The sequence below is a fragment of the Streptomyces sp. NPDC052773 genome (assembly GCF_044547145.1).
Lineage (GTDB): Bacteria > Actinomycetota > Actinomycetes > Streptomycetales > Streptomycetaceae > Streptomyces.
Window position 1 is genome coordinate 152146 of record NZ_JBITZX010000017.1, and the last position, 16684, is coordinate 168829.

15 protein-coding genes, 1 tRNA gene and 1 pseudogene are annotated in these 16684 nt (G+C 70.3%); 8 read left to right on the forward strand and 9 right to left on the reverse strand.

The genetic code is table 11. The annotated features are described in order from the left end of the window. Positions 1-7 precede the first annotated feature (7 nt). The 4 genes from ACIG0D_RS30215 to ACIG0D_RS30230 form a co-directional block, all read right to left on the reverse strand. Positions 8-838, reverse strand: a complete 831-nt coding sequence (locus ACIG0D_RS30215) for an MBL fold metallo-hydrolase (protein WP_365760738.1) — start codon at positions 836-838, stop codon at positions 8-10. Continuing rightward, complete coding sequence (locus ACIG0D_RS30220) at positions 835-1743, reverse strand: NUDIX hydrolase (RefSeq protein WP_399807086.1); 909 nt, start codon at positions 1741-1743, stop codon at positions 835-837. The genes ACIG0D_RS30215 and ACIG0D_RS30220 overlap by 4 nt, the downstream gene beginning before the upstream one ends. Positions 1744-1809: 66 nt before the next feature. After that, the gene (locus ACIG0D_RS30225; RefSeq protein WP_166000932.1) at positions 1810-2277 is read right to left on the reverse strand and encodes a RidA family protein; all 468 of its coding nucleotides are present in this window, start codon (positions 2275-2277) and stop codon (positions 1810-1812) included. Then, positions 2274-2444: a hypothetical protein gene (locus tag ACIG0D_RS30230; RefSeq protein WP_399807090.1), complete on the reverse strand. Its 171-nt coding sequence runs from the start codon at positions 2442-2444 to the stop codon at positions 2274-2276. Before ACIG0D_RS30230 ends, ACIG0D_RS30225 begins: the two co-directional genes overlap by 4 nt. Positions 2445-2550: 106 nt before the next feature. On the opposite strand from ACIG0D_RS30230, the gene ACIG0D_RS30235 reads away from it, so the two are divergent. Together ACIG0D_RS30235 and ACIG0D_RS30240 are read left to right on the forward strand one after the other, a co-directional pair. After that, complete coding sequence (locus ACIG0D_RS30235) at positions 2551-3528, forward strand: ArsA family ATPase (RefSeq protein WP_399807093.1); 978 nt, start codon at positions 2551-2553, stop codon at positions 3526-3528. Then, a complete protein-coding gene (locus ACIG0D_RS30240; RefSeq protein ID WP_399807095.1) occupies positions 3525-4871 on the forward strand; it encodes an ArsA family ATPase in 1347 nt (448 codons plus the stop codon). The genes ACIG0D_RS30235 and ACIG0D_RS30240 overlap by 4 nt, the downstream gene beginning before the upstream one ends. Positions 4872-5084: 213 nt before the next feature. On the opposite strand, the gene wblA is transcribed toward ACIG0D_RS30240, so the two are convergent. Continuing rightward, positions 5085-5423, reverse strand: a complete 339-nt coding sequence (gene wblA / locus ACIG0D_RS30245; protein WP_063608098.1) for a transcriptional regulator WblA — start codon at positions 5421-5423, stop codon at positions 5085-5087. A 430-nt stretch (positions 5424-5853) separates the two neighbouring features. On the opposite strand from wblA, the gene ACIG0D_RS30250 reads away from it, so the two are divergent. Next, positions 5854-8169 carry a transglycosylase domain-containing protein gene (locus tag ACIG0D_RS30250; protein ID WP_399807098.1) on the forward strand — a complete coding sequence of 772 codons (2316 nt, stop codon included), beginning with the start codon at positions 5854-5856 and terminating at the stop codon, positions 8167-8169. A 75-nt stretch (positions 8170-8244) separates the two neighbouring features. Here the strand turns inward: ACIG0D_RS30250 and ACIG0D_RS30255 are convergent, their stop codons facing one another. Then, positions 8245-8709 carry a GatB/YqeY domain-containing protein gene (locus ACIG0D_RS30255; protein WP_399807101.1) on the reverse strand — a complete coding sequence of 155 codons (465 nt, stop codon included), beginning with the start codon at positions 8707-8709 and terminating at the stop codon, positions 8245-8247. A 99-nt stretch (positions 8710-8808) separates the two neighbouring features. Here ACIG0D_RS30255 and ACIG0D_RS30260 point away from each other — a divergent pair, with 99 nt between their 5' ends. From ACIG0D_RS30260 to ACIG0D_RS30270, 3 genes are all read left to right on the forward strand, one after another. Beyond that, positions 8809-9735, forward strand: coding sequence for a metallophosphoesterase (locus ACIG0D_RS30260; RefSeq protein WP_399807103.1), 927 nt, complete (start codon positions 8809-8811; stop codon positions 9733-9735). Positions 9736-9921: 186 nt separating this feature from the next. Next, on the forward strand, positions 9922-10710 hold the full coding sequence (locus tag ACIG0D_RS30265; protein WP_399807105.1) for a Pr6Pr family membrane protein: 789 nt from the start codon (positions 9922-9924) through the stop codon (positions 10708-10710). A 33-nt stretch (positions 10711-10743) separates the two neighbouring features. Continuing rightward, positions 10744-10817, forward strand: a tRNA-Pro gene (locus ACIG0D_RS30270). 170 nt (positions 10818-10987) lie between these two features. Here ACIG0D_RS30270 and ACIG0D_RS30275 read toward each other — a convergent pair. Continuing rightward, positions 10988-11857: a hypothetical protein gene (locus tag ACIG0D_RS30275; RefSeq protein WP_399807108.1), complete on the reverse strand. Its 870-nt coding sequence runs from the start codon at positions 11855-11857 to the stop codon at positions 10988-10990. A gap of 170 nt (positions 11858-12027) precedes the next feature. On the opposite strand from ACIG0D_RS30275, the gene ACIG0D_RS30280 reads away from it, so the two are divergent. Further along, positions 12028-13701: a PE-PGRS family protein gene (locus tag ACIG0D_RS30280; RefSeq protein WP_399807111.1), complete on the forward strand. Its 1674-nt coding sequence runs from the start codon at positions 12028-12030 to the stop codon at positions 13699-13701. On the opposite strand, the gene ACIG0D_RS30285 is transcribed toward ACIG0D_RS30280, so the two are convergent. Both ACIG0D_RS30285 and ACIG0D_RS30290 read right to left on the reverse strand, forming a co-directional pair. Next, positions 13631-14473, reverse strand: a complete 843-nt coding sequence (locus ACIG0D_RS30285; protein WP_127432663.1) for a PE-PGRS family protein — start codon at positions 14471-14473, stop codon at positions 13631-13633. The genes ACIG0D_RS30280 and ACIG0D_RS30285 overlap by 71 nt on opposite strands. A gap of 155 nt (positions 14474-14628) precedes the next feature. Further along, positions 14629-16158 carry a LacI family DNA-binding transcriptional regulator gene (locus tag ACIG0D_RS30290; protein ID WP_399807114.1) on the reverse strand — a complete coding sequence of 510 codons (1530 nt, stop codon included), beginning with the start codon at positions 16156-16158 and terminating at the stop codon, positions 14629-14631. 57 nt (positions 16159-16215) lie between these two features. On the opposite strand from ACIG0D_RS30290, the pseudogene ACIG0D_RS30295 reads away from it, so the two are divergent. Continuing rightward, positions 16216-16644, forward strand: a pseudogene (locus tag ACIG0D_RS30295) (nucleotidyltransferase domain-containing protein); the annotation flags it as partial. Positions 16645-16684 lie beyond the last annotated feature (40 nt).

The window sequence follows — 16684 nt, forward strand, 5'->3', positions numbered from 1 at the left end:
ACACCGCCTAGATGAGCCCGTGCTCCTCCAGGTACTCGAGCTGCGCCCGCACCGACAGCTCCGCCGCCGGCCACAGGGAGCGGTCCACGTCGGCGTAGACGTGGGCGACGACCTCCGCGGCCGTGCGGTAGCCGTCCTCGACGGCCGTCTCGACCTGGGCGAGGCGGTGGGCGCGGTGGGCGAGGTAGTACTCGACGGCGCCCTGGGCGTCGTCCAGGACGGGGCCGTGGCCCGGCAGGACGGTGTGGACGCCGTCGTCGACCGTGAGGGACCTCAGGCGGCGCAGGGAGTCCAGATAGTCGCCGAGGCGGCCGTCGGGGTGGGCCACGAACGTCGTGCCGCGGCCGAGGATCGTGTCGCCCGTCAGGACCGCCCGGTCGGCCGGGAGGTGGAAGCTGAGCGAGTCCGAGGTGTGGCCGGGCGTCGGCACGACCCGCAGCTCCAGGCCGCCCACGCGGATCACGTCCCCGGCGGCCAGCCCCTCGTCGCCGAGCCGCAGCGCCGGATCGAGGGCACGCACGCGCGTGCCGGTCAGCTCGGCGAAGCGGGCGGCGCCCTCCGCGTGGTCGGGGTGGCCGTGGGTCAGCAGGGTCAGCGCGACCCGCTTGCCCGCCTGCTCGGCGGTGTCGACGACGCGCTGGAGATGCCCCTCGTCCAGCGGGCCCGGGTCGACCACGACGGCGAGGTCGGAGTCGGGTTCCGACAGGATCCAGGTGTTGGTGCCGTCCAGGGTCATCGCGGACGGGTTGGGCGCGAGGACGTTGACCGCCCGCGCGGTGGCCGGGCCGGAGAGGACCCCACCGCGCGGCTGGCCGGGAAGCGCGCTTGCGTCGGTCATGCCGGGCCTCCCCCGGTCGGGATGTGCTTGGTGAACTCGTCGTGCCCCGGCCAGGACAGCACGATCTCCCCGCCCTCCAGACGGGCCTGTGCGAGGACGGGAGCGAGGTCCCGGGCCGGTGCGGCGGCCAGCGCCTCGGCAGCCGTGCCGTACGGCGTCAGCTGGCGCAGGGTGGCGATGGTGGGCGGCATCATCAGCAGCTCGCCCTTGTCGTAGGCCGCCGCCGCGTCCGCGGGCCGGATCCACACCGCGCGGTCGGCCTCCGAGGAGGCGTTGCGGGTGCGCTGGCCCTCGGGGAGGGCGGCGACGAAGAACCAGGTGTCGTAGCGGCGGGGCTCGAACTCGGGGGTGATCCAGCGGGTCCACGCGCCCAGCAGATCGGAGCGCAGCACGAGGCCGCGCCGGTCCAGGAACTCGGCGAACGACAGGTCACGGGCGACGAGCGCCGCGCGGTCCGCCTCCCAGTCGTCGCCGGTGGTGTCGCCGACGACGGTGTCCGGGGTGGGCCCGGCCAGCAGGACGCCCGCCTCCTCGAAGGTCTCCCGGACGGCGGCGCAGACGATCGCCTGGGCGCCCGTCTCGTCGACGCCGAGCCGGTCCGCCCACCATGCGCGCGTGGGCCCCGCCCAGCGGACCCCGCCCTCTCCCCCGGGCTCCCGGCTCCGCTCGAGCAGGGGGGTGTCCCCGTCCCGCGGGTCGACGCCGCCGCCCGGATAGGCGTACGCGCCCCCGGCGAAGGCCATGGAGGCGCGTCTGCGCAGCATGTGCACGGCGGGGCCGCCGTCGGTGTCCTTCAGGAGCATCACCGTGGCCGCGCGCTTCGGCCGCACCGGGGTGAGGGTGCCGGCCGTCAGCGCGCGGATGAGCTCCGGCCATTCAGGGGGGTACCACTGACCGTTCGCCATGGCCGGAGGCTATCCCGTCACGCGCGCATGTTCGAGAGGCAAACGATCACCTCCGCCGGGCGGCGGTTACGGCTGCGTCAGCTCCACCTGGATCTCGACCTCCACCGGCGCGTCCAGCGGCAGCACCGCCACGCCGACCGCGCTGCGCGCGTGGACGCCCTTGTCGCCCAGGACCTCGCCCAGCAGCTCGCTGGCGCCGTTGAGGACGCCCGGCTGGCCGGTGAAGTCGGCGGCCGAGGCCACGAAGCCGACGACCTTCACGACGCGCGCGATGCGGTCCAGGTCGCCCGCGACGGACTTCACGGCGGCCAGGGCGTTGAGGGCGCAGGTGCGGGCCAGCTCCTTGGCCTCCTCCGGCGTGACCTCGGCGCCGACCTTGCCGGTGACGGGCAGCTTGCCGTCCACCATCGGCAGCTGGCCGGCGGTGTACACGTACGGTCCGGACTGCACGGCCGGCTGGTAGGCGGCCAGCGGCGGCACGACGTCCGGCAGCGACAGCCCCAGCTCCGCGAGCTTCGCCTCGACCGCGCTCACGCCGGGTTCTCCGGCTTCGGCCGCTTCAGGTAGGCCACCAGCTGCTCGGGGTTGTTCGGTCCGGGCACGACCTGCACGAGCTCGTAGCCCTGATCGCCCCAGGTGTCCAGAATCTGCTTCGTGGCATGGACGAGCAGCGGCACAGTCACGTATTCCCACTTGGTCATGGGGCGACTGTAGCCGTTGTTCCCGGAGGGTCTCGCGGGCGGCCGGGAGGGACGTTGTCCACAGCCTCCCGCTTGGGCCGGGCGCGGACTGGTTACGCTCGAAGGCGTGAGCAGGCTCCAGGTCGTCAGCGGCAAGGGCGGGACCGGAAAGACGACGGTCGCCGCCGCCCTCGCGCTGGCCCTGGCCACGGAGGGGAAGCGCACGCTCCTCGTCGAGGTCGAGGGTCGGCAGGGCATCGCACAGCTATTCGAGACGGAGGCGCTGCCCTACGAGGAGCGGAAGATCGCCGTCGCTCCCGGGGGCGGGGAGGTGTTCGCCCTCGCCATCGATCCCGAACTGGCCCTTCTGGACTACCTCCAGATGTTCTACAAACTGGGGAGCGCCGGACGGGCCCTGAGGAAACTCGGCGCCATCGACTTCGCCACCACCATCGCGCCCGGCCTGAGGGACGTCCTCCTCACCGGCAAGGCCTGCGAGGCGGTCCGGCGCAAGGACAAGTCGGGCCGGTTCGTCTACGACTACGTCGTCATGGACGCGCCGCCCACCGGCCGCATCACCCGCTTCCTCAACGTCAACGACGAGGTGGCCGGCCTCGCCAGGATCGGTCCGATACACAATCAGGCGCAGGCCGTGATGCGGGTGCTGAAGTCCGCGGAGACCGCGGTGCACCTGGTGACGCTGCTGGAGGAGATGCCGGTCCAGGAGACCGCCGACGGCATCGCCGAGCTGCGCGCGGCCCGGCTCCCGGTGGGCCGGGTCATCGTCAACATGGTCCGGCCCGAGCTGCTCGACGCGGCCGACCTGGAGCGCGTACGCACCGTCGCGCGCCCCGAACTCGCCCGCGCGCTGTCGGCCGCCGGGCTCGGCGGCGCCCGCCGCGGCCAGCACGCCGAACGGCTGGTCGACCCGCTGCTGGCGCAGGCCGAGGAGTACGGCGAGCGGTACGCCCTGGAGCGCGAGCAGCGCGCAGTCCTCGGCGAGCTGGGCCTGCCACTGCACGAACTGCCGCTGCTCGCCGAGGGCATGGACCTGGCGGGCCTGTACGAACTCGCCACCGAGCTGCGGAAGCAGGGGATGACATGAGCCCGGAGCCCACCCCGCCCCACCACCGCCTCGCCCCCGCGCGCGTGCTCGAGGTCGACCCGCTGCTCGACGACCCGAAGACCCGGATCGTGGTCTGCTGCGGCTCCGGCGGCGTCGGCAAGACGACCACGGCGGCGGCGCTGGGCCTGCGCGCCGCCGAACGCGGCCGGAAGGTCGTCGTCCTCACCATCGACCCGGCCCGCCGGCTCGCCCAGTCCATGGGCATCGACTCCCTCGACAACACCCCGCGCCGGGTGAAGGGCGTCGAGGGCGACGGCGAGCTGCACGCGATGATGCTCGACATGAAGCGCACCTTCGACGAGATCGTCGAGGCGCACGCGGACCCCGAGCGGGCCGCCGCGATCCTGAACAACCCCTTCTACCAGTCGCTCTCGGCGGGCTTCGCGGGCACGCAGGAGTACATGGCGATGGAGAAGCTGGGGCAGCTGCGCTCGCGGGACGAGTGGGACCTCATCGTCGTCGACACACCACCGTCGCGCTCCGCGCTGGACTTCCTCGACGCGCCCAAGCGGCTCGGCTCCTTCCTGGACGGCAAGCTGATCCGCGTGCTGCTGGCGCCCGCGAAGGTGGGTGGCCGCGCGGGGATGAAGTTCCTGAACGTCGGCATGTCGATGATGACGGGCGCGCTGGGCAAGGTGCTCGGCGGTCAGCTGCTGAAGGACGTCCAGACGTTCGTCGCCGCCATGGACACCACCTTCGGCGGTTTCCGCACCCGCGCGGACGCCACCTACCGGCTGCTCCAGGCGCCCGGGACGGCGTTCCTGGTGGTCGCGGCGCCGGAGCGGGACGCGCTGCGGGAGGCCGCGTACTTCGTGGAGCGGCTGGCCGCGGAGGACATGCCGCTCGCCGGGCTGGTGCTCAACCGGGTCCACGGCAGCGACGCCGGCCGGCTGTCGGCCGAGCGGGCGCTCGCCGCCGCGGAAAATCTTGAGGAGTCTCGCATTGTGGATCAGGGGGGAGGGAAAGCTGGACTTCGTAACTCTCCCGACACATACGGCAGTTCGGCTCCCGACGACGGCTCCCCCGCCGCTCTGGACCCCGAGGACCCCGAGCGCGCCCCCCAGGAAGGCAGCGACGAGCAGCAGTCCGTCGACCGCCTCACCGCACGTCTGCTGAGGCTGCATGCCGAGCGTATGCAGCTGATCGCCCGTGAGCAGCGCACCCGTGACCGCTTCACCGCGCTCCACCCCGAGGTGGCGGTGGCCGAAGTGGCCGCGCTGCCCGGCGACGTACACGATCTCGCGGGACTGCGGGCCATCGGAGACCGGCTGGCCACGTACCGCCCGGCGGAACCGACGGAAGACGCGCCGGAGGGGGTGTGAGACCGAGCACGTGAGGCGGGAGCCGTACGAGTGGACTCGCTGCGGCTCCTGGCGTCGACGGCACACCACTCACCTACTCACCACCCAGAGCAGGCGAACGACAAACCGGACGCCACGACACCGGGGCCAGACACAGCACCGAGCAGGGGTCTCCACCGGGCCCCACGACCGACGGCACCCGAACCCCGCCGGTCAAAGCCCCGCAGGGCCCGCTCAGCTCACCGCCGCGTAGTTCTCGTACACCTGGTCGTCGTCGAGAGGCACCAGCCCGGCGCCCCGCTCGTACTCCGTACGAGCCGTCTCCAGCAGCCGGCGCCAGGAGGTCACGGTGGGCCGCCTGCGCAGCAGTGCGCGGCGCTCGCGCTCCGTCATCCCTCCCCACACGCCGAACTCGACGCGGTTGTCGAGCGCGTCGGCCAGGCACTCGGTCCGCACCGGACATCCGGTGCACACCGCCTTGGCCCTGTTCTGCGCTGCTCCTTGAACGAACAGTTCATCCGGATCGGTAGTGCGGCAGGCCGCCTGCGCACTCCAGTCGGTTACCCAGCCCATACCGGCGCCGTCCTCTCCCGAATCGAGGCTCCCCCACGGCGGCAGCGGCATATTCACCGCCGCCAGTTGAGGACGTTACGGAACGTGGGCACAGCGCAACACCCCCTTCGGGCCCAATCTTGAATGGCCCGAACGGACTATGCGCAAGCGGCAGATCACCCGGGGGAGTGAGCCTGCGACATGCGCGGCAATCCCGGCAATCCAGGACGTTTCAGTTGCGCCACAACGGACGCCAGGTGACACACAGGGCGGATTCGGACACGCCCCCAACACACTGTCGGGCAACGCTCCGAGAAGTCGCCGGACCAGTACCGGAACGTTTCGCCGTCACCGGACGTATAGATACGTGGCCCCACTGCTGTGACAGTCGAGAGCAGCTTAGGCCAAGGCATATACGCGTGTCCGGCGAATGAGAACGTAGGCTGCCCTCATGGCAAAGAAGCGCTCGGGCGGGGGTCTGTCGCCAACGCAGCAGGCCGCCAAGTTCCTCGGTGTCAGTGTGCTCGCGGGAGCCGTCATGGCCGGCATCGCGCTGCCCGCCGTCGGCGCGCTGGGGCTGGCGGCGAAGGGCACGGTCGAGGGATTCGACGAGATCCCCGCCAACATGAAGACGCCGCCGCTGAGCCAGCGCACCACGATCCTCGACGCACAGGGCGACACCCTCGCGACGGTCTACTCCCGCGACCGCACGGTGGTCGAGCTCAAGGACATCTCGCCGTACATGCAGAAGGCGATCATCGCGATCGAGGACGCCCGCTTCTACCAGCACGGCGCGATCGACCTGAAGGGCGTCCTGCGCGCCCTCAACAAGAACGCGCAGAGCGGCGAGGTCGCGGAGGGCGCCTCGACGCTGACGCAGCAGTACGTGAAGAACGTCTTCGTGGAGGAGGCCGGCGACGACCCGACGAAGGTCGCGCAGGCCACCCAGCAGACCCTCGGCCGCAAGATCAAGGAGCTGAAGTACGCGATCCAGGTCGAGGAGGAGCTGGGCAAGAAGAAGATCCTCGAGAACTACCTGAACATCACGTTCTTCGGTCAGCAGGCCTACGGCGTCGAGGCCGCCTCCCAGCGGTACTTCTCCAAGCACGCCAAGGACCTGAACCTGGAAGAGGCCGCCCTCCTCGCCGGCATCGTCCAGTCCCCGAGCCGGTACGACCCGGTGAACGACGAGGCGGAGGCCACCAAGCGCCGTAACGTCGTCCTGCAGCGCATGGCCGACGTCGGCGACATCTCCCAGGCGGACGCCGACCAGGCCAAGAAGAAGCCGCTCGGCCTGGACGTCAGCCGCCCGAAGAACGGCTGCATCACCGCCGTCAAGGGCGCCAGCTTCTTCTGCAAGTACGTCGAGAAGGTCTTCCTCAACGACCCGGTCTTCGGCGAGACGAAGGAGGAGCGGGCCAAGCTCTGGTTCCAGGGCGGCCTGACCATCCGCACCACCCTCGACCCGCAGGCGCAGGAGTCGGTGCAGGACTCGCTCTCCGACCACGTCGACCAGTCCGACTCCGTCGCCGCGGCCGTCACCCTGGTCGAGCCCGGCACCGGCAAGATCCTCGGCATGGGCCAGTCGAAGCCGTTCGGCTACGGCGACAACGAGACCGAGATCAACTACTCGGTCGGCCACGACATGGGCGGATCGAACTACGGCTTCCCGACCGGTTCGACGTTCAAGCCGTTCGTGGCGGCGGCGGCGCTGGAGGAGGGCCGCCCGCCGACGCAGGAGTACTCGTCGCCGTACGACATGGAGTACCCGAGCCCCGTCCAGACCTGCGACGGCAAGCCGTGGGTCAACACCGAGCGCGCCCGCGTGGAGAACGAGGACGAGTCCGAGGTCGGCCCGTACCGGCTGAAGGAGGCGATGGCGAAGTCGGTCAACACCTACTTCGTCCAGATGATCTCCGACATCGGCCTGTGCCCGGTGATGAAGATGACCGACGCGCTGGACGTGGTGCAGGGCAACGGCGAAAAGCTGCCGGAGGTGCCGGCGATCTCCCTCGGCTCCCGGGGCATCACCCCGCTGACGATGGCGACCGCGTACGCCGCGTTCGCCGCGCGCGGCATGTACTGCACGCCGATCGCGATCGAGTCGATCACGCAGAAGATCGGCGACCAGCAGAAATCGCTGGCGGTTCCGAAGTCGACCTGCTCGCGGGCCATGTCCGAGAAGACCGCGGACACCGTCAACACCCTGCTGCGCGGCGTGGTCGACTCCGGTACGGGTCAGCAGGCCGGCCTCACCAGCCGCGAGAGCGCCGGCAAGACGGGTACGACGGACGAGCGCCGCAACGCCTGGTTCGTCGGCTACACCCCGAACCTGGCCGGCGCGGTCTGGGTCGGCAGCGACACCCAGCAGGTCAAGATGGTCGACATCACCATCGGCGGCCGGTGGCACTCCAAGGTCTACGGCGGTGAGGTGCCCGGTCCGATCTGGCGCGACGCCATGACCGGCGCGCTGGCGGACAAGGAGGCCCCCTCCTTCAGCCTCGTCGACATCCCCGACGGCGGCGACCGCGACCGGGACCGCGACCGCGACCGCGGCGAGGACCGCGACGACGACAACGGCAACGGGGACGGCCGGGGCGACGGGAACGGCGGCGGCCTGATCGCGGGCCTCACCACCGGCGGTACGACCGGCGGTACGACCGGCGGCGCCGAGCCGGAACCGTCCTTCTCCATCCCCGAGGGCTGGTTCCAGGGCAACGGCAACGGCGGGAGCAACGGCAACGGGAACGGCGGCAACTGGCCGTAGAGCGCCGGTGCGGTACGACGACGGGGGCGCCCTCCTCGCTGGGGGGCGCCCCCGTCGTCGTAGGCCTCAGCGGTTTCAGCCCGCGAGGGCCTGCTTCACCGCGGCGGCGACGCGCCCGCCCTCGGCCTGGCCGGCCACCTTCGGGTTGACGATCTTCATGACCGCGCCCATGGCCCGGGGCCCCTCGGCTCCGGCGGCCTTCGCCTCCTCCACGGCCTGGGCGACGATCCGGTTCAGCTCCTCGTCGCTGAGCTGCTTGGGCAGGTAGGCGGCCAGGATCTCGCCCTCCGCCTTCTCCCGCTCGGCCTGCTCGGCCCGACCGCCCTGCGCGAACGCGTCGGCCGCCTCCCGCCGCTTCTTGGCCTCGCGGGTGATCACCTTCAGCACCTCGTCGTCGGACAGGTCGCGCTTCTCCTTGCCCGCGACCTCCTCCTTGGTGATCGCGGCGAGCGTCAGCCGGAGCGTCGAGGAGCGGAGCTCGTCGCGCTCCTTGATCGCGGCGTTGAGGTCTTCCTGCAGCTTCGACTTGAGCGTGGTCATGGGCTTGATTGTCGCAGGTGTTGCCGACGGGACGCCCGTCCATTTCCCGTGGCCGACGCCCGCGTACGGACAGCCCCTCAGGTCTGACACGATGGGCGTATGCGCGCGCGATACGGAGTTCCCCTGGGAATCGCGGCGGTTGGCGCCGCCGGACTGCTCTACTCGGCGGGTTTCGAAGCCCGCTCCTTCCGACTGCGACGGGTCACGGTCCCCGTCCTCCCCGCCGGGATGCGCCCTCTGCGCGTGCTCCAAGTCTCCGACATCCACATGGTGAGCGGCCAGCGCAAGAAGCAGCGGTGGCTGCGCTCGCTGGCGGGCCTGCGCCCCGACTTCGTGATCAACACGGGCGACAACCTGTCGGACCCGGAGGGCGTCCCCGAGGTCCTGGACGCGCTCGGCCCCCTGATGGAGTTCCCGGGCGCGTACGTCTTCGGCTCCAACGACTACTACGGCCCCAAGCTGCGCAACCCCGCCCGCTACCTGGTCGAGAAGGTCCAGGGCCGCCACGGTCTGAACGGCAACCCGCCGGCCGTGGGCGCGATCCACAACCCGTGGGAGAACCTGCGGGACGGCTTCGACGCGGCCGGCTGGCTGAACCTGACCAACACCCGCGGCACGCTGAAGATCGACGGGGTCTCGGTGGAGCTGACGGGCCTGGACGACCCGCACATCAAGCGCGACCGGTACGAGGAGGTCGCGGGCGGCCCGTCGGGCACCGCCGACTTCGCGATGGGCGTGGTGCACGCCCCGTACCTGCGCTCCCTGGACGCCTTCACCGCCGACGACTACCCCCTGATCCTGGCCGGCCACACCCACGGCGGCCAGGTCTGCATCCCCTTCTACGGCGCCCTCGTCACCAACTGCGACCTGGACACCGACCGTGTGAAGGGCCTCTCCACGCACACCGCGGAAGGCCGTACGGCGTACCTCCACGTCTCGGCGGGCTGCGGAACGAACCGCTACACGCCCGTACGGTTCGCCTGCCCGCCGGAGGCGACGTTGCTGACGCTGGTGGGGCGGGAGTAGCGGAAGGGGGCGGGACGGGAAGAGGTTCAGGCGGGCCGGGCGAAAGAGGGTCGGCGGAAGAGGCCGCGGCCGCCGGCGGCCCCGGGCGGAAGCGGCCCTGGGCGGAAGCGGCGGGCCCGGAGGTCCGCTCACCCACTCAGCCCACCCGAATCGCCCGTTTTACCCCGTTTCCTTAGCGTGGGGGGCATGACCGCCCCGATACCCAGGGACATCCCGGATCTCCCCGCGATCCCGGGCATGCCCGCGCTGCTGCCCTCCCCCGTCCCGGCCACGGCGGTGGTGGAGCCCGTACGCCGCCCCCTGATCGCCGTATTCCGCCTGCTGACCGCCCTGACGGCGATCACGGGCGTGACGATCTACATGCTGCTCGGCAGCCCGCTGAGAGTCCTCGGCTACTTCGCCATCCAGAGCAGCATTTTGCTGGCCCTGGCCATGCTCCTCTCGGCCCGCCGGGCCTGGACGGCCCGCCGCCCGCTGCCGGCGGCGCTGACCGGGGCGGTCCTGCTGTACACGCTGATCACGGCGCTGGTGTACCACCTGCTGCTGGCAAACGCGACGACCCCATTCGTGATGACGGACTCCCCGGCAGCGGCGTCATCCCTCTGGCACTCGGCCGCCAACCACCTCCTGCACACCGCGGTACCGGCCGCGGCGATGGTGGACTGGCTTCTGCTGACCGCCCCCGGCACCCTGCGCCTGCGCCGGGCCCCCGGCTGGCTCCTCTACCCCCTCGCCTACCTGATCTTCTCCTTCCTCCGCGGCGAGCTGCTCCTCCCCGGCACCCCGGGCCGCTACCTCTACCCCTTCCTCGACGTCGAGGCCCACGGCTACAAGGGCGTCCTCGGCAACGCCCTCCTCCTCGGCCTCTCCTTCTACGCCCTCGCCGTCCTCCTGGTGGCCCTCGATCACGCCCGCCCGAACCCCCTCCGGCACCGCTTCAAAACCGGATTTCGTCTCCAGCCGCCGGTGGGCTAAAGTAAACGTCGTCGCCGCGACAAGCAGCGACATCGGGGTGTAGCGCAGCTTGGCAGCGCGCTTCGTTCGGGACGAAGAGGTCGTGGGTTCAAATCCCGCCACCCCGACGCCGTAGTACCAGGTCAGGGGCCTGATCCGCTTAGCGGGTCGGGCCCCTGAGTGGTTCCTGGGCATCTCTTGGGAGCCGTTTGGGAGCCAACCCCAGAATCCGGCTCCCAAGGGAGCGATGGTGACGCTCCTCAGAGGCCCGACACCTCCGAGCGCAGTCGACTCAGGTTCAAGCGGCCGACTCCTGCCCCCGGCCGACATCCTCCGGTGGATCGAGAAGCCTGAAGTCGCAGTCGCCCGGACGACGCCCCAAGCGCTGGACCATCAGAGCTCCGAGAAGTGCGACCCCAGGGCCGCCAACCGGCCCCGCGTCCGTACCGACGTAGAATATGCCGTTCTCATCGGGTTCCCGACCGCCGCGATCGGCACCGACGGCCAGCGCGATGGAGAAGCCGAGGAGGTCGACGCGAAGACCCGCGGGCAGATCGCCGCGGAGGAACACCAGCGGATGAGCCATCCCCTCACTGTCGTACCCGGCGGCGACAACTGCGCCCAGCCCGTCGGGCAGGGGATACATGTCCTGGGGAATGTACTCCACGACGCCCTTGAGGTGGTCGGCGATGAACTGCTTCAGGTTCTCCCATACCTCGTCGTCGCTCCGCCATCCGTCCTTCGGCGCCCAGTTTCCGGCCTCGTACAGAGGCAGAACGTCAGCCGGTACCTCTGGCGGGTCCTCCTGCCCCCAGTCCGAGGCGTCATCTGGTTCCTTGACCACCACGCCTCGCCCACCTGTCTCCGGCCAAAGAGTCAGGAGGGAGGCAGGCCGGTGAATGTAACGGCCGAGCAGCGACCTGATGGCGACCGCCGTCTCCTGCTCGCTCAGGCCGGCCCGCAACAACACGCAGAGCCGCCCCGAGACGACGGTCAGTGCAGCCTGCATGCCTTGCTGCCCCAGGTCGATCGCGACGGCCCGTGCGTTCATCGTGTCCATCAGAACGGACAGCTCCAGCGCCCAGGCGTCGTGTGCGCGCATCCTTCCGGGCGCCGAGTCCTGGTGACGACTTTGCTCGGGCACGAGCCCCAGCGCTCGGTTTTGCATGGTTGCTCCTTTCCTCTACTCGGCTTGGAGCACCTAGTTTTCGCCCGTTTCCAGATCTTGCGCACGTAAAATCATGAAATGCCATCCCGTGCGCGTCACATCTGCCAGGCTGGTCAGCGTCAGCTCGTCACACACCGGGAATGAACTCTTCTCATACGGGTTGTGGTGAGGTGAGCACAGACGGTACGACGATCGCCATGCACCCTTGGTCTCCGTTAAATGACCGGCAACTCGCGCTCCTCACCCGCATCGGGGACGGTTCCGACCCCGTCACCTCGGCCAGCTCCGAACTCGCCGTGACGGCCCGCGCGCTCAAGGGGCGAGGGCTGATCACCATGCCTAAGCAAGGCGGGGAGTGGCAGGCGGAGATCACTGACGCAGGGCGCTTCTACCTGGAACACGGCCATCACCCGGACCGGCCGGAACCGGCGCCGCGCAAGCAGCGGTCGGCGGGTTCCGAGCAACGGACACGGCCTGCCCCTCCTCCGCAGAAGCAAGACACGGGGCCGTCCACGACGAAACCGGCGCCGCAACGCACCGCCAAGCCCCCGCAGGCGTCGCCGGCGGAAATCGGAGCCACCCTGATCGCGGAGGTACAGCAGGCTGGGCGGTTCCTCCGGATCCCGAACCCCAGCGGTCCGGAGCGAGCCCGCTACCGCAGGGCCTTCGACGCAGCCCGGCAGTGTGCGCCCGAGGGGTACCACCTGAAGTACAGCGGCCGGGCGAAGGGGGACTTCTTCCTCGGTCTGCTCAGGGTGTCGGGTGAGGACGACACCGAGTGGAACCGGATCCGGCTGGCGCGCAGCCGGGTGATCAGCGATGTCGAGGACGTGATCGCCGCTGTCACTGCGGACCACAGCGCCTTCGAGATCTCGGAGGAGGTCCTGCCGCGAGTCCTCTCGCTTCTGCGGCTCCTCGCCGAGCAGGCACTCGCCCGCCACGGCGAGATCACGGTGTCCAAGAAGCGCAAGCAGCCCAGGCCCCTGCTCACCGTTCACGGCAGGACGTACGAGGTCGGCTTCCGCGAGCGGCAGAAGCAGGTCCGGTACGTGCCCAAGCAGCCGGGCCGTCGTACGTACGACTGGCAGCGGGTGACGCCGGCGCACAGGTTCGAGCCCTCCGGCGAGCTGGAACTGCTGATCAGCCAGCACTCAGGCTACGGCTACGGCCACAGCTACGGCTGGAAGAAGGAATGGGCCGACACCGCCAAGAAGCCGTTGGAGGAGCAGGTCGGTTCGGTCTTCCGGGCGCTCAAGGCTCGTGCGGAGGAGCAGGAGCGGGCTCGGCTGGAACGGGAGGCGGAGCAGCGGCGCCTGCGCGAGGAGCGGGAGCGGCAGGAGGCGGAGCGTCGGCGTCTGGAGGCGGAGCGGGAGGAGCGCGAGAGGCGGGAGTGGGAGTCCGCCGTCAGCGCCGCCTCGATCAAGGCGGTTCACGCCCTCCGGGCGGACGACTTCGGCACAGCCCTGGAGCAGTGGAAGGTGGCCGGAGAGATCCGCGTGTTCTGCGGCGCACTGGACGAAGCCGCCGCGACATCGGACAGCGCCGTCGAAGCCGAGAGGCTGCGAGAGTGGTCGGCTTGGGGGAAGGCGGAGGCCGACCGGCTGGACCCCACCATGAACGGCAGGGGCCTGGCCGTTCTCGACTTCCACACGGAGCCGACGGGAGATCAGCTACGGCCCTTTCTCGGCGGCTGGAACCCGCACCGGCCGGAGAGGGAGCAGCCTGCGGCACGGCCTGAGCCGCCGAAGCCGACCCCGGAGCCGTGGCGGGGCTCTATCGACGCACGTCAGGATCAAGGCTGGCGATATGGACGCCAAGGTCGCGCTCAATGGTGGAGGCGATGACGCCGTGCCCACGGTCGCGTAGGGCCTTGACCGCCTTCTCCACCAGCTGGCCGAGCCGGATGACCTCTTCGCGCAGTGCGACCAGCTCGTCGTAGCGCTCAGCCTTGTCCTCGCCGCACCACACCCGGACGGTCCGTAGGACGGCCGCCTCCGCATCCAACTTGCGGTCGTCCCGGCGACGGTAGGAGTACCAGGAGGGCTGTGCGCGCTCCTGCTCGATGTCCTGCTGCTTGCGGTCCACCTCCGGGAGGATCTCGTCGGCGAGGCGGCCCGCTACCTGACGGGCGACGCGTTCGGTGACCGGCCAGCCGGCCAGGCACATGCCGGCGCGGTCCTCGTGCACCATCGGGTCACTGCGGAGCGCGGTGGCGTCCATGCCGATGAGCGGCGCCGTCTCGTCGAGTCGGCTCAGTTCCAGAACTCCCGCGTCCGCCACCCCTCGGCGGAGGCGCAGCCTGTTCTTCGGCCGGACGAACCCGAGGATCAGGCGCGCGGCCTCGAAATCCGTGCTGCCTCGTACGTGGCGTGACGCCTCGGCCAGTCTGAGCTCTGTCTCGTCATCCGCGCGGAACGCGTCGACGTCTGACCACGGTGCTACGAGGCAGCCGGGGCTGACCCATTCCTGCAGGCCGGCGTCATCGCCTTCCAGGAACCGGACGTGGATCCAGTCAGACCTGCCACGACCGCCCACCCGGACGATCTCCACCTGCCTGACAGGGCTGCCCAGCTCCTTCGGCCTCGCGCGGTATGCCCAGTGCTCGCCAGTCTCCATGTACCTATTGAGCCGCATTCGTTGGTCCCGTTACTGGGCAATCGTCGTAACTGCTGGAAACGGCCGCGCGGGGTTGACGCGGCCTAGCGGAGGCATCACGGACATGGCTGTGCCCTCCGGGAGTGGTCGCCGAAGGGCACAGCACTTTTGCCTTGCTACGACTTGACGGGCACCCGTGACACCTCGCGTGCCCGCAGGAGACCACTCAGTACGCGCACTGGTGACGTGGCGTTCATGGCCAAACGCGCGTCGAGTGCTGCCTCCCACTGCTCGGTCAGCCCCAGCATGAGGCGCTTGCGCATGCCTGGGGTGACGTGGGCGTAGCGCGCCGAGACCGAGCCGTCGATGTGGCCCATACGTTCGTCCATGAGCACCTTCTCGGTTCCCAGGTCCTCCATCATCGTCCGGTGGGTGTGGCGAAGGCCGTGGGGCGTGAGCCCCTTGGCTATCGGGAGCCAGCAGGCGTCGGCCCGATCGCTGGCACCCCGTCCCCGGGCCGGGACGCCGGGCCACGGCTCGCCGAGCAAGGGCACCGGCCGCGGCTCGTGCGGTGCCTTCTTCGGGTACCAGCCGGAGACCGCCGGCGTGAACAGCCAGGTCGCGAAACCGTTCCTGCGCCAGTGGGCGGCATGCTCCGGCACGACGCCGCCCCGCACGAACCGGAGGTCCGCGATGGCCTGCTCGACCTTCTCTCGCGTGGCCTCGGTGACGCGTTCGGGGTGGTTGAGGACGTTGGACACCGTGCCGGTCGAGACGCCAGCCCGGCGCGCGACGTCGACGAGCTTCGCGCCCTGGTGGCCGCCTGTGCGGGCCGCGCCCTGACCTCGGAAGGCGTAGGTCTTGCCGTGGCAGGGGCACGGCTTGGGCTTCGTGCGGGCGATGTGGTTGGCGACCAGCGCGGACATCCAGTCCATCGAGTCGATGGTGCGGTAGCTGTCGTCCTTGGGTGGGCAGCGCACCAGATCTCCGGTGTCGAGCTCGTACAGCTGCCACTCGACACGGACGGCTCCAGGGCGGACGAATGCGGTCTCCAGGCCGACGATCTCGCCCCAGCGCATGCCGGTGTATCCCTTGAGGACCACGGCGACGAACTCGTCGTCGCGGCCGGAGAGCAGGGCGGCGCGCTCGGCGGTCAGCAGGATGCCGAGCGCGTCGGTGACCACTTTCTCCGGGCCCCGGTCTCGGGAGCGGCCGGCGCGTTTGCCGCGTCCGCGTCGCCGGGCGGCTGGGTTGGACGTGATCAGGCCCTCGTCGATCGCGTCCTCGAAGATCAGGTGGAGCGTCGAGCGCCAGGTCTTGACGCTGGAGGCCGCGTAGAGGGCCTTCTCCTTCTTCTCCCACAGGTCGACGTCCGTGCGCAGGATGCCGGCGAGCGCCTTGTCCTCGAACTCGGGGAGGAGGTGCTCCTCGATGTGGCGCTTGTAGTTCTGCATGGTGGAGGCGGCCAGGTCCTGGGCCTCGTACCAGCGGTTCGCGTACTCGCGGAAGGTCACCTGGCCGAGAGCCGGGTCGCGCCAGTCGCCGCGACGGTACTTGTTCTCGGCCTCGGCCGCTGCCCGTTGGGCCTCGCCCTTGGTGGCGAACCTGATCACCTTGCCGTTCTCGTCGACGACCGTGTTGTGCTTGCCGGGCGCGACCTTGTACCGGCCACGCCAGTAGTTTCCGCGCTTCTCCGCGAAACCCAAGTTCCGCTGTCCCCCTCTTGGTTGTCCTCGTCTACGGCAGGTTCGATCGGGTTACGCGACAGGCTGCTGCTCTTCGACACCGATGGACTCGGAGCCCGCCTCGCCGCACAGGCCCGGAAGCTGACCGCCGCCGGACCACCCCCGGTGTCGTCGGAAGAGATCGACGACCGCCGCTACGCGATCACCGACCTCCTCGACGACCTCGCGGGAAGCGACGATCAGAGCGAGCGCCTGTTCATCGCGACCGAACTGGTCCGACGCACCGGTGAGCTGGCACTGGCCGTTGGCGGTTCGTGGGGCGGCGGTGGGAAGTGGCTGGCACGCCGCCTTGAGACGACCGCGCCCGGGCTCAGCACACGCCTCCACCACGGCCTACAGGAGGTACTGGACGGGAGAGTCGAGACCCTCGTGGCCGTCGTGGACGAGGTGCTCGGGCAGACCGGTGGCCGGTTGTGGTTCGGCTACAAGCGTGTCGGGGCGCCCTGAGCGATCCCGCGCTGCGGACGTCGCAACGTCTGTTCCTCCC

Excerpts from the sequence above, each read along its gene's own strand:
- ACIG0D_RS30220 (WP_399807086.1), bottom strand. The coding sequence starts at position 1,743 with ATGGCGAACGGTCAGTGGTACCCCCCTGAATGGCCGGAGCTCATCCGC.
- ACIG0D_RS30255 (WP_399807101.1), bottom strand. The coding sequence starts at position 8,709 with ATGACCACGCTCAAGTCGAAGCTGCAGGAAGACCTCAACGCCGCGATC.
- wblA (WP_063608098.1), bottom strand. The coding sequence starts at position 5,423 with ATGGGCTGGGTAACCGACTGGAGTGCGCAGGCGGCCTGCCGCACTACC.
- ACIG0D_RS30260 (WP_399807103.1), top strand. The coding sequence starts at position 8,809 with ATGCGCGCGCGATACGGAGTTCCCCTGGGAATCGCGGCGGTTGGCGCC.
- ACIG0D_RS30285 (WP_127432663.1), bottom strand. The coding sequence starts at position 14,473 with ATGGAGACTGGCGAGCACTGGGCATACCGCGCGAGGCCGAAGGAGCTG.
- ACIG0D_RS30230 (WP_399807090.1), bottom strand. The coding sequence starts at position 2,444 with ATGACCAAGTGGGAATACGTGACTGTGCCGCTGCTCGTCCATGCCACG.
- ACIG0D_RS30240 (WP_399807095.1), top strand. The coding sequence starts at position 3,525 with ATGAGCCCGGAGCCCACCCCGCCCCACCACCGCCTCGCCCCCGCGCGC.
- ACIG0D_RS30215 (WP_365760738.1), bottom strand. The coding sequence starts at position 838 with ATGACCGACGCAAGCGCGCTTCCCGGCCAGCCGCGCGGTGGGGTCCTC.
- ACIG0D_RS30275 (WP_399807108.1), bottom strand. The coding sequence starts at position 11,857 with ATGCAAAACCGAGCGCTGGGGCTCGTGCCCGAGCAAAGTCGTCACCAG.
- ACIG0D_RS30250 (WP_399807098.1), top strand. The coding sequence starts at position 5,854 with ATGGCAAAGAAGCGCTCGGGCGGGGGTCTGTCGCCAACGCAGCAGGCC.
- ACIG0D_RS30265 (WP_399807105.1), top strand. The coding sequence starts at position 9,922 with ATGACCGCCCCGATACCCAGGGACATCCCGGATCTCCCCGCGATCCCG.